The organism is Paenibacillus sp. FSL H7-0326 (assembly GCF_001955535.1).
GTDB lineage: Bacteria > Bacillota > Bacilli > Paenibacillales > Paenibacillaceae > Paenibacillus > Paenibacillus shunpengii.
Window position 1 is genome coordinate 883,032 of record NZ_MPVN01000002.1, and the last position, 12,842, is coordinate 895,873.

Genomic DNA, 12,842 nt, shown 5'->3' on the forward strand with positions numbered 1-12,842 from the left:
GATGTTGAATAAAGGGTATAAATTTTGCGTTTTTGGAGAAGCTTAATAATACAAGGGAGTTATTCACAACATGACTACACTTTCATCCCTAAATTTAACCAAACGTCAAGTGAAAAAATTGAAGGAACGAGGTATTTACTCAATTGAACAATTGACAAAAATTAGCGGAGAGGAATTGGTTGTAAATTATCGATACACTAACAATTCAGTCAGGCAAATATCCCTCGCTCTTCAAGAGATTGGTTTTTCACTAAAGAAATCGGCGATAGATGTTGCTAATCTTGTTACGGTAGATGCGCTTATCAAAACGCATTTGTTGCCAAACATAAAGGTCTACAGTTCATTTTTTCTAAATGAAATGTGGGATACTTATTTTATTGAATTCAACGGTAAACGTTATATCCATCAAGATAATATCCCTAGGATTAAAGCATGTATTATCGAAAGTTTCCGGTTAAAAAATGAGCTCGATGCTAAAGGAGAACCGGATTTTCGTGTTGCATATCGCTGGGGAATTGAGCGTTCAAAGTTTAGAGAAGAAATAGAAAGTGGTATTTGGGATGAATTTATCATCGGAAAACGCGACGCTGTTCATGGTGGCGAAACCACATATTATTTTAATTCAGAAGCGCTTAATAAATTGGAAGTAAACGATTTACCAACTTTAACCCCAAAAATTCCGAACGCTAATTACTCAGTCTTAAAGGAATGGAGATTAAAAGGCTGGATAGTACAACCTGAACGATATAAAGGAACTAGACTATGGGAGCTGAGCGATTTGAAAAAACAAGTGATTAACGCTAAAAAAATTGCTGAAGAACGTATAGGTCTTCCGGCAAGACTCGATGGGTATGCAATTGAAGAGTTGGTCGGTCCAAGTATCTCATCAATTATTGAGGTATACCTTGAAGAACGCAGGATCGGTAATCCAATTATCGATCCTTGGTTCGGTAACCGGTATGGAAAAATCAATGATTTGGAACAGCATAGACTGCAGCTCCATCGCGCCATTTATAAAATGATTTGTTATGATGCCGAAATCATTGGATACGAAGAGGTGAACCAACGGAACACGTTTAGACAATTAAATAAGGAGGAGGAAAAAAGGTTCATTGATGCCAGACACAACTTCAGTATTAGAGAAATTGAAAAAAAGCATATTGATGCCGTACGAAGAGGTATCAAGTCGGATTATGTATGGCATAAGACGGCGTCCATTTTTTTGAAACCTTTTATCCTCTGGCAATTTAAAAACATTGAACTTGAAGTCGATGAAACGGTGGAAAGGGAACGTTTGATTTTTCTAAATGCGAAAAAGAAAATCAGGAGTGTTATAGAAAAACTTACTTTCGAAAAACCAGAGCCAGAGTATAAAAGAACAAAGGTTTTTCTTTCGCGTGAGGAAAATATTCTTATTTTTGATTTTTTAAAGAAAGTTAACACTGCGCATGCAACGGCATGGCTTTGTGGCTCTCTAGCCGGTATTCGACCAGAGGAAATCTCACAACTCAAAATTGAATATTTCAGTAACCCCATAACAGGAGAAAGTTGGCTTGATGATGATGGTTATTTAAAACCCGATCCAAGAATTAAAACCTTTTATAATGATGACGGTACAGTTGACGAGAACTATGGTTACGTGAGATTGTTTTTGCCATCGCGTGCAAGCAAAGATCAAAATGCTCCTTCTGATGAACAACTTGGAACTTTGATTCCGCCCGCACTGGTTAACCAAATTAACAAATATTTAAGAGAGGAAATCTACAGTGTATGTTCACGAAGAGGTATGGGTTACCTTTTCAGAAGAGTTAATGCACTTCATGTTAGTAGGCTAAAAGGGCACTATAGTTTCATCTACACCCAGCGTGAGAAGATGACCTTTTTGCCCCCTATAAAAAGGAAGTCACTTATTTTAAAAGATGCTCGTAGGTGCATGAATAATACGATAAATCGCGGGATAGTAAATGTCCCTGGTATTAATCAAATGATACTATTAAGAGCAGCACAGGTTCAAATGCGGCATAAACAAAACGGCATGATTGGAGCGATCAGTGAAGTTCACTACACAGAAAAAATTACGGATGCTGAATACGTTGCTGTAATCAGCAATACGATCGAATATCCGTTGAATCGAAAAGAACTAATTAAATGGGAGCTTGAAAAAGGATACCGGACACCGGAAGAAATTCCAGATGATTTAAAATCGGAGATATTTGTTACTAACGCTGTTACTGCGTCGTCTGTGAAGCAAGGAATCGAAGTAGCACAAGTGGTGGTACCGGAACAAGCAATAATATTACAAAACCTTTATCAAGACCTGAATGATGAGTTCAATCGTCTCAATGGTATTTTACTGTTACCGACCAGGAAACGTAAACAGTCACTTGCAGAGCTTAATATGACTGCGGATGTACTCTACGAGAAGATGTACGAGTTAGAAAACAAAATGAACGTTATTAAACGTGAAATTAGTCAGAATAGAGGAGCTTAATGAAGATACCACTTTCCACATTAGCGGATGAAACGGTTTTGAATGTTGATCTGGTAGCAGAAATATTGGATGTTGCACCAAAGACTGTTCGTAAATGGTTTAGAGAAAACAAATTGCCCTCCTGCAATCCAGGGGGGCATCACCGTGTAAAAGCAAAGGATTTAAAAAAATTTCTTATTAATAAGCCGAAAAGAACAAGAGTATCTTCTTATAGTAAGTCGGAATTGCCTTTATCTTACAAAGATTGGGCTGGAAAATCCGCACTTACAGGTGAATCATTAGGAACAAATGTTTTTGATGGCATTTTAGATTTCAAGTTTTATAAAACAAGTGAAATCGCAAGAATACTTGGGGTTTCTACCGCAACAGTAAGATTGTATGTGAGTCAGGGAAAGCTCAAATCATTGAATTCCGCCGGACATCACATAGTTCAAGGAAAAGATTTGAAGCAATTTATGTATCAACGATTAAGAGTTTAATTTCAGCTATAAAAGGGTCCTGTTTTCTTGATAATTCTTGTTGCTGAATGCTGAATTGATCAATTATTTTAGAACAAAAGTTCCCATTCCATGGTATGATATACCCAGAAAAACAAAGGGGGATTTATGTGAGTGTACAATCATACCTTGAAAGTTTAGCAACCCAATTAATCATCCGTGATGAGGAAAAGGCAAGGATCAATACTTCCGTCAGCACTATTAGATCCCGAATTGCTTCCTATTTTGGCGACAACATTACGGACCACTTTGCATTTGGATCGTACACCAGGGGAACGATGCTTACTCGGAGCGCAGACATGTATTCTGATGTCGATTACATGGTCATCTTTAAAAACCCGAACAACCTGAAGCCACAAACGCTGTTAAATCATCTCCGTTCATTCGCCGAATCCTATTATGGGCGTTCCCAAATTAAACAATCCCACCCTACTATGGTACTAGAGCTCCAACACATCAAGTTTGAGCTTGTACCAGCACAGAAGGATTGGTTCGGTAATATTTCAATCCCATCTCCAAGCTCAAGCTACAATGAATGGATGAGTACGTCCCCTAATGCGTTTAACAAGAAACTAACGGACAAAAATACCGTGCACGGTAATCACATCAAGCCGCTGATTCGGCTGATGAAATACTGGAATTGCAAAAACAATTATCATCTGTCTTCCTACGAGCTAGAAAACGCCATTACAGATCTCTGGTTTTTTGGTACTAAGAACTTAAAAGATTATATGTACGCTGGTGTTGATGCCCTTTCCTACAGCTGGTTGTCCTCGCAAGACCGAAAAGACCGTGTTGATCGTGCCAAACGGATTGTGGCTGAAGCGAAACGACTCGAAGCCGCGGGATATCCGGCTTCTGCGGAAATTGAAATCAAAAAATTGTTCCCCCCACTTTAAGGAGGCAATATGAGCACACAGCGCGTCGATACCGTCGAAAAGTACTTCAAGCCACTGCTGACGTCGGACAAGCTCAGCAATTGGCTTCTATACACTTCAATTGTCTTATCCTTTGTACTATTATATGTAGGCGAATCTGCTACCCTAAAGTCGATATTAAACGTGTTCTTTATCGTGGTCACACTGCTTTATTTTGCTGCATCGAACGTTACAAGTCTATACTTGGCTCGAAGAGCCCAAAATAAACGAATGACACACCTCATATCTAATTCATTTGGCGTATCGCTCGATGATGAAGAAACGAACCTGTATTACAATAATACGCAAAATCCGTCTGTAACGAGACTTGGTATCAACGTATTTGAGAATTCGCTATTTTCCAAAACGACCGCCTCCAGGATGGTCGTAGGTGAGCGAATTAAGATCGCCGTGTACATCGTTCTTTCAGTCGTCTTAATAATTAACCGCAATACGTCCCTCGAACTGCTTGCTATCATTGCCCAGACGCTTCTGACGACAACGATTCTGACAAATTTGATCAAGCTCGAAATCATAAGGCATGGATTTGAAACGATCTATGATGCATGCCGAACGCTATTTTTAAATCGGTCAGTTAATGCTAATGCGGAGTTATTTACGGGGCAAGTTCTGGACATTGTAATGAAATATGAAATCCTAAAGGCTAGCATGGGTATAAACCTTTCCTCTGGGATATTCCACAAGATTAATGCGGAGACGACAATCGAATGGGAAAAAGTCAAAAGAAAGCTAGAAATATAAATTAAGGTCTACCAAGAAAATTGGTGGACCTTTTAACGTAAAAATTACATTCATTCTTTCGGCTTTGTTGTAAGTTCAACAGGACAACCTCGAGTTTCGGCAATATTGGTTAACTCCAACATTAGCTGGAATAAAAGAGCATTACATCAACCAAAAAGAAAAGGATATTGGCAAACTTTGTTGAATTTTAAATTGATTGAAATTGAATTATTATCAGGAAGGAAAATCGCAGAACATGACAGTTCAAAATGATCTAGCCAAAGTGCAACAAATCCTTTTACGGATGCAAAATTATAATTCCAAAGCACTGTCTACAGAGTTGCTATATTGGATAAAGGATCTTGAATACTTTTATAACACCCTTGTTCCTTCACAAGCACAAACAAAAATTGAATCCGATGGTTCTTCAAGAAAAGTTAATAACCCTTCAAAAACGTACTATAATATTTCTCCCGCTTCTGCTCGTCCAACTGCAGGTCAAGTGGCGTATTTTAATCTAAGAAGAGGTTATCCAAAAGAAGTTTATGACGGACATTTCTGCTATATTCTAAAGGATTTTAAAACGAAATACATTGTTATTCCAACCACCTCGGTAAAACCGAATTCAGCTCCTATGAATCCTACTTTTGAAATTGACATCACAATAAAAGATTTCATAAATACTGATCCCACTAGACTACAGGTAAGCGATATTAGATCTGTTGATATTCAGAGAATAAACATTAGGAAAAATGTTTATAATGTTGCTGACGATGTAGCTACTTTGAATAATAAAATATATGCTTTGCTTTAGTATTGACAATTTACTAGTTTTGGATTATTATTATGATAAGTAAAAAAGCCCTTTGATGGGTAGCCGTTAAAAGTAATATATCTGTTCACAAAGAAGGGTTACTATTAGCCCTTCTTTGTTTTTGTTTTAGCATAAAGAGTGAATAAGTACATATAATAAAAGTGTACAAAAAGCCCTTCGATGGGTAGGTGTACCTAGGCTTCCCTTTAGGGGGAGCCTTTTTAATATTTGAAAAGAAATTTTCAAACCGAGTAAAGTTGAAAACGCAGATAAAACTCCTAGGAAAGTGAAAAATGTGTAGAACAACTTCAATGCATTTACCTAAGTGTCCACTTTGCAAACTTAACCTTAGGTTTGAATCTTGTCAGTAAGCTCTCAGGGAGAATCGAATGGACTTCTTCGAAATTTGAGTTCATTCGCTATTTAATTCTCCTCTCCTCCCTTTACATTTCCTTCTCTACTTAGGCAGTGATATAAGGTGGCACATTAAATATTGCTCAGTTGCAATAAAAATCAGTAGCTTTAATTTCAACAGCTACGGCTTATACGGTTGGGAATAATCTAATAGAAATTTGACATTCGTTCCAGTATCATCTTCTTCTCTAGAGCTTCCATGGTTTCCTCAAAATGTTCCTACTGAAGGCAGATAATGTTTCTTTTTAAACCCGATCTTTTTTCTGGACTCACATGCCGTACATTATCCGGCTGATACTAATTATTTTCACAAGAAAGAGCAATATGGCGATACGAAGCCTCCCAGTCTTTTGGTATCGCCATATTGCTTTTTACATAGATTGTTATTGTAAATCCACTAGAGAGGAAAGCTTGTTTTTAATTATATTCACGATTAAAGATTCTAATTTTTTGAATGGTTGCAATAAACTAAGTCCCATATATCCAGCCACAGGGAAAAATGAGATAAATAAAATAACTACTGGTATATGTATCCAAATTGGAATAGTGAAGTTAAGCATATAATAGGCAAATGTTTGTCCTACAAGCAAAGTTAGAACAATTAACGACTTGATAGTCATAACGATTCTTCGCCCCCACATAGAAGAGACATTATTGATCCGATCATTCCTTATTTCAGATGCAGAGGCTACCTCTTTGATATAAGATTCATATTGAGCTTGAATTTCATCTTTTTCACGTTGAGTTTCTTCTGTGATGTTTTGCTGATCTTTAATTAATTCAGCTTTTGATGCTGCTAAAATTTCTTCAATTGTTCCAATTGTGATTGCATTTTCATCACCGCTCGTAATCTCCATCATCAAAGAGCGAGCTTCTTGTGAAAATCTTAGGATATAGTAATCATCACTTGTAATTGCACCCTTGTTTTTTATCTCTTCAATTTTTTCAAAATATCGTTTCCAAAGATAGTCAGGTGTTGCTGTTGAAGCAACACAATCTGCTATAATTCGTTTTCTCGTCAACGTAGGAGAAGCCGTTGGATTTTTAAGCCAAAGTAAATTTGTCAAGATATAAGCAGGTAAAACAGGCGGAATAATTCTATTATTGTCTGACTCTCTAAAAAAGTATCGTTTGGTTACCTCTGCCAAACTATGATTAGTGGTTATAAATAGAGCTTGACAATTCTCGATATAAATGGAAGATCGTGTTTTTCTGAGGCGCATTATCGCAGATATGGAAGTAACGTCTCGTTCCAATGCCTGTTCTTTTGTATATCGTATGGATTCACGTAGTGTTTCACTTAGACCGCGTTCATCAATGTTAAATTCATCAATATAAGAAGGTTTTTCAAAAACTCTAATTTTTAACTTTTGTTCTATTTCATTTTCAACACCATAAATGAGCCTGTCTATATCTGTTGCTGTATATTTGTTAGCTAGAAAGTATTCCATGGTTCCGTGGTTATCAACTAGGTTACCTGTTCTTAATCTATATTGGCATCCCTCTAAAACACCAATAATTTCATTTATGGTATGCTTAAAGCATCTTAACACTGCATTTGAATCTTTTAACAAAGTTATTAATTCAAGGCAAGGTGCTTGACGAGCTTCGCCAGCGTATCCTAATGCATATATCAAAAACGTTGTGTCAAAATAAATTTGAGTATTATTTTGAAACTTCATCCCAGTGTGTCCGGGATCCGTATAGTATATAGCATTAGCTAGCATGTCGCCTTTGACTATTGATTCAAAATAACGATATTCAATTGATTCAGTATCAAGACTTTTTATATACTGCCCAATTATATAGGCTGGATTCCCTTTAGTGTCTTTGAAATCAATTTCGCTGGTTTTCGGTTTCTCAATATTTAATAAAAGAAGGTTATTTCTCTTCAAATATTGTTCAAAGGCATTCTCAGCATCGTCTTTCGTCCAAGCAATATTTGGATATTTTTGAGAGAATTCTACTAATTGTTTGATTAGTTTTTCGTGTTGTTCAAGTATTGCTTCTTGTTTTGATACAAAATTCAATGATTCCAGAACTTCTCTATTTGGTATGAATTTCCTTTCCGTGTATTTAATATATCTTTTTGAAGTGAGCCTTCTTCTAAGAATAGTATCAATTACATTAATGGGAATTTTAATACCAAACTGTATATGAAGATCATTTTGAACTTGATTCACTGAAATATACTGACTAGATGATCTTCTTATACATTCTGCAATCATGGGAACAAAATTATCATAATAATCTTTGTTCTCTTGGTCATTTACCATCAAAATAGCATAATTTATTGCAGCAGAAATATTCAAGATGACTTCCCCCGTCTAAAATTTGTAACAAATAATTCCATACTAAGTATATAGGTAACTTAGCTTATATTCAATTGGAGTTTAGTATAAAATAACCAAGAATCGTTTACCGACCTAAGACCTTGTTCATAATAGTGGGTTTGATTAAATCGGACAAACCACTAAAATTTCACCGAGGTATGTCGTTCTATAATCTGATTTAAGAAATGGGTTACCTTTTTCAACACGAAGCCGTCACCTTTATTGAATGGATTATAAGCAAAACAAAAATAGCTGCCATAATCCAGCAGCTATTTCATTTTTATTTTTTCAATAAATTATATACAATTTTACCTACCGCATCGCTTATCATTTTGCATCCGTCATCACTTGTCGAAACAAATGCAACCAATTTATTGAGTTGATCATTTTCATTTTCGATTTGCTCGCGCTGCTCTTCAAACGAATCAACAATACCATCAATAAATTGGTTTTCAAATGGGTATTTAAAATCTTCATATGAATTGTTAACAACTTGTTCTTTCATACCAGGCGTGCTAACAAACTTTTCTGCAACTTCGTATAATTGACTGCTGACGATTTCACCATCTAAATCGGTGCCAAATAAGTCATTAATCTGTTTGACAATTTCTGATAAATATCTGAAGTCGTCCTTTTTCTTTCCACCTGCCCCAGTTCCCCCGGTTAACGGTGCTAATATACCTTTCTCAAGCTCAATTTGACCTTCTTCAATTTTCTTAATTCGATAAAACTCAAGATCAACTAGATCGCCATCTAAGGACCATCCCTCTTTACCTAGCGGATCACTTATCTTTTTGTAAAACAAACGAATAAATGTAAAATAACGTTTCATATCTTCTTCGTATTCCACCAGTTGTGATAAGAAAAGATAAAAAGACACAAATTTTTTCATCAGTGATTTAATTTCATCTTGTTGTTCTTCTGATAACGCTCTAAATCGTTTTTCAGGGGTTTGAAGGATTTTATATATCTTAGCTTGGTCCGTCGCTGTTTGCTTAATTTTAGGCTGAAAGAATACGTCGCAAAGTGCATCTATCTCATTAGCTTCGTAAACACGCGTTTCGTCAAGCTTGCGCTGGTATTCATATAAGAGATTTGGGTCTATTTCTTCATCAATTGTTGTCTGTTCATAGTAAGGTTGGAATGCTTTCTTGATGGTTTCTCGATCGTTTACGAAATCAAGTACAAAAGTATCTGTTTTATCCGGATGAGTCCGATTTAACCGAGAAAGGGTTTGAACTGATTTAATACCCGTGAGTTTTTTATCAACAAACATTGTATGAAGCAATGGTTGATCAAATCCTGTTTGATATTTATCCGCTACTATCATAATTTTATATTCATCTTCCTCAAAAACTTCAGCTGTTTGTGTCTCAGGAAAACCATTCATACTCGCTTCAGTGACGACTTCGTCATATTCCTGATCTTCTACACTTCCGGAAAATGCTACAAGCACGCGAAGATCTGTATATGCTTTACTCGACAGGTAGTCTTTAAAGGCATTCATATAACGTTTCGCATGAAGTCGAGAAGAAGTGACAACCATTGCTTTTGCTTGTCCTCCGATTTTGTTTTTCGTATGTTGCCTGAAATGTTCTATAATGATTTCCGCTTTTTGTGATAGGTTCGTCGGATGGAGCGATACAAAGCGGGCAATTGCACGTTTTGCTTTCTTAGAATCGACCTCTGGATCATCTTCCACCGCTTTTGTAATTTTGTAATACGTATCATAAGTCGTATAGTGCTTTAAAACATCATGAATAAATTCTTCTTCAATGGCTTGGCGCATGGAGTAAAGATCAAACGCCTCATAATCCCCATCTTCATTTTTAGTACCGAATGTCTGCATTGTTTTTTTCTTTGGTGTAGCTGTAAAGGCAAACAAGCTTAAATTTTGACGGCGCTCATAAGCAGCAAGTACCTCGGCAATTTGGTCATCAACATCAAGTAGTTCTTCTTCTCGTTGATCAACGCTTTCCGCTTCCTCAAGAGAACGGTAAGTGAGCATTTCCTTCATCTTCGTCGAAGTCATACCTGTCTGAGAACTATGCGCCTCATCCATGATGATAGCGTACTTGGAGTCCTTCGGCATTTCGTTCAGTTTCCCCATAACGTACGGAAATTTTTGCAGTGTTGTAACAATCACTTTTGATCCTCGATTAAGCGCCTCAGCAAGCTGTTTTGACCCTTTGTCAATATAAGCAACAAATCCAGATGTGGAATCAAACTGCCGAATCGTATCCTGGATCTGTGAATCGAGTACAATACGATCTGTAATAACGACAACAGTATTAAAAAAAGCTTTTCCACGGCTATCAGCAAGCGAAGCTAGTCGATGTGCTGTCCAAGCGATCGTATTGCTTTTACCGCTGCCTGCCGAATGTTGTATTAAGTAGTTATGACCAGTGCCATTTTCATAAACATGGTCAGCAATTTTACGAACAGCATTAAGCTGGTGAAAACGAGGAAAAATAAGTTGTTTTTTTTTCTTTTTTCTATCTTTTTTGTTTTCTTCAATTTTGAGCTCAATAAATCGCTGTAATATATCAAAAAAACTATCTTTTTGCAAAATCTCTTCCCAAAGATATGTTGTCTTATAACCTGATTCATGAATCGGGTTACCTTTACCGTAGCCATCCCCTTTGTTGAAGGGGAGAAAGTAAGTTTTGTCTTTTTTTAATTCCGTAGTCATATGTATCTCATCCGTATCCAGTGCAAAGTGGACGAGTGAACGCTCATTAAACTTAAAGATCGGCTCCGACGGATCGCGATCACGTTTATACTGGTGAATGGCGTTTTCGAACGTTTGACCAGTCAAAGGGTTTTTAAGCTCCATTGTCACGAGAGGGAATCCGTTAAGGTCAATCACAACATCAAGCGAGTTGTTGTTTTTAATGCTGTAGTGAACTTGACGAGTTACTGTAAGACGGTTCTTTTTATAATTTGTTGTAGCATCTGGATTAAAGTCATTATCCGGCTTCATAAAAAACATCCGAAGCTCAATGCCGCGATCTTTGTATTTCCCTTGTGCGCTATCTCGTAAAAAGCCGATAAGTCCTTTAGGATGGGTTTTAATAGTGCGTATGATCGACTGGATGATGCTATTCTCAACCGATGCACCATAAATTGTCTGAAGCGCAGCCCAGTGTTTGGGCTGCGTCTCTTGCAAAAATGTAATAAGGCGAGAACGAAATAGACCAAGTGAAGAGTCAAACTCAGCAGGATTACCTTTCAGGTAACCCTGCTGAAGTAGCGCATGCTCGATAGCAGTTTCAAATACGATTTCACGATAATCTGTGGTCAATGATTGACCTCCTCTCCATATTGTCGAACATCTATTTTGCCGGTGACTGCTTCGCTAATTAGCGATTGACGATATTCTTGGAGTTTTTCAATTTGTATGTTTAATTTGCTTGTAAGAAAATCTATTTTATTTGTCTCTTCTTCTATTATAGAGAAAATATATTTTTGTTCATTGAGTGGTGGCAAAGGCAACATTAAGTTATTCAGGTCTTCAGTCTCAAGGCTATCAACAGTTGCTCCGATTTTCTTGCATGAATAAAGGATAAGAGAGCTGATACCTTTTAAAATCGAAAATAAATATTTAACATCTAAATTCTCTTTTGGAATTAGGGCTTTCATATCCTGGTTTAATGAGACGGGAACTTTATTAATTGCAACAGGCAGCGAATGCTTCAGAATACCTGAACGCACTACCATCAAAACTGCGGGTTTTTCGATTAATGAAGTTGAACTATTTTTTAAGCCTAAGTAAGAAATACTATCTTCACTGGATTCCACATAATCAACTTTCATGTCTTTTGGCGATACCCAAGGAATGTCACCACCCCAATACTCAAGATTTTCCTTAGATGGAGTACCGCCCCCCACCATTAATACAAGATGTTTAAACTTTTTAATTTCCCAATGTGCTGGCATATTGCCAAGCCAACTGATTCCCGAGTCTTTCATCGGAACATTTGGATCAAGCCCTTTCGTGACAGCTTCATTGATTATCGCTTGGCGTTTTTCTTGCAAAAGCTCGATAAGCTTCTGTTTTTTTGAAATTAGAAGATCTATCTTAACCACTTCTTTGTCTAAGAACTTAAAAATCATATTTTGTTCTTCAACTGATGGCAAAGGTATTCTTAGATTACCGAACTTTTCACTTGTAAAGTGGGCTATGGTTGCTTTATTACAGAGCACATCCATCCATGATGTAGATGCTATATGACGTAGTAAGTACATTAAATATTTTACTTCTGCCTTATTCGTTGAACGTACACGATGAAGAGCATTTTGTAAAATACAATCTTCTTCTAGGTTGTAAATCATCCCAGCTCTGCCAACCTCTCCACCTTCACAAACTAACAAATCCCCGTTAATTACTGAGAACTTATTAAGATCCCTAGGTGATGCCCACATAACAGGGAGATCATGAATGTTAACATTTTCCCATTGAACATCAGCAGCTTTAAAATAGCTAATTTGAATATCTTCAGCACCATTTGCTTCATTTTGAAGCATTTTTCCAAGCTGAATGTTATAAACATATTTAGTTGATACTGTTGACCAAGCTTGGGAAATTTCTTTCAGATACTCTTCCTTTACTGACCTTGTCGGTTTTGGCATGAA

General features: G+C 36.8%; 8 protein-coding genes. 5 read left to right on the top strand and 3 right to left on the bottom strand.

Translation table 11 applies throughout. The features are described 5' to 3' along the window. Positions 1–70: 70 nt before the first annotated feature. The 5 genes from BK126_RS15025 (at position 71) to BK126_RS15045 (ending at position 5,460) form a co-directional block, all read left to right on the top strand. A complete protein-coding gene (locus BK126_RS15025) occupies positions 71–2,491 on the top strand; it encodes a hypothetical protein (RefSeq protein WP_076313346.1) in 2,421 nt (806 codons plus the stop codon). Next, entirely contained in the window at positions 2,491–2,970 is a 480-nt protein-coding gene (locus BK126_RS15030) for a helix-turn-helix domain-containing protein (protein ID WP_076313347.1), read from the top strand. The genes BK126_RS15025 and BK126_RS15030 overlap by 1 nt, the downstream gene beginning before the upstream one ends. Before the next feature lie 128 nt (positions 2,971–3,098). Next, a complete protein-coding gene (locus BK126_RS15035) occupies positions 3,099–3,887 on the top strand; it encodes an SMODS domain-containing nucleotidyltransferase (protein ID WP_076313348.1) in 789 nt (262 codons plus the stop codon). Positions 3,888–3,896: 9 nt separating this feature from the next. Then, positions 3,897–4,667 (top strand): hypothetical protein, encoded by a 771-nt coding sequence (locus tag BK126_RS15040; RefSeq protein WP_076313349.1) that lies wholly within the window; start codon positions 3,897–3,899, stop codon positions 4,665–4,667. Positions 4,668–4,902: 235 nt separating this feature from the next. Further along, entirely contained in the window at positions 4,903–5,460 is a 558-nt protein-coding gene (locus BK126_RS15045; RefSeq protein ID WP_076313350.1) for a hypothetical protein, read from the top strand. A 797-nt stretch (positions 5,461–6,257) separates the two neighbouring features. Here BK126_RS15045 and BK126_RS15050 read toward each other — a convergent pair. From BK126_RS15050 to BK126_RS15060, 3 genes are all read right to left on the bottom strand, one after another. Beyond that, positions 6,258–8,186 (bottom strand): hypothetical protein, encoded by a 1,929-nt coding sequence (locus BK126_RS15050; protein ID WP_076313351.1) that lies wholly within the window; start codon positions 8,184–8,186, stop codon positions 6,258–6,260. A gap of 301 nt (positions 8,187–8,487) precedes the next feature. After that, a complete protein-coding gene (locus BK126_RS15055; protein WP_083655894.1) occupies positions 8,488–11,511 on the bottom strand; it encodes a type I restriction endonuclease subunit R in 3,024 nt (1,007 codons plus the stop codon). Further along, on the bottom strand, positions 11,508–12,839 hold the full coding sequence (locus BK126_RS15060; RefSeq protein WP_076313552.1) for a restriction endonuclease subunit S: 1,332 nt from the start codon (positions 12,837–12,839) through the stop codon (positions 11,508–11,510). Before BK126_RS15060 ends, BK126_RS15055 begins: the two co-directional genes overlap by 4 nt. Positions 12,840–12,842: the final 3 nt, after the last annotated feature.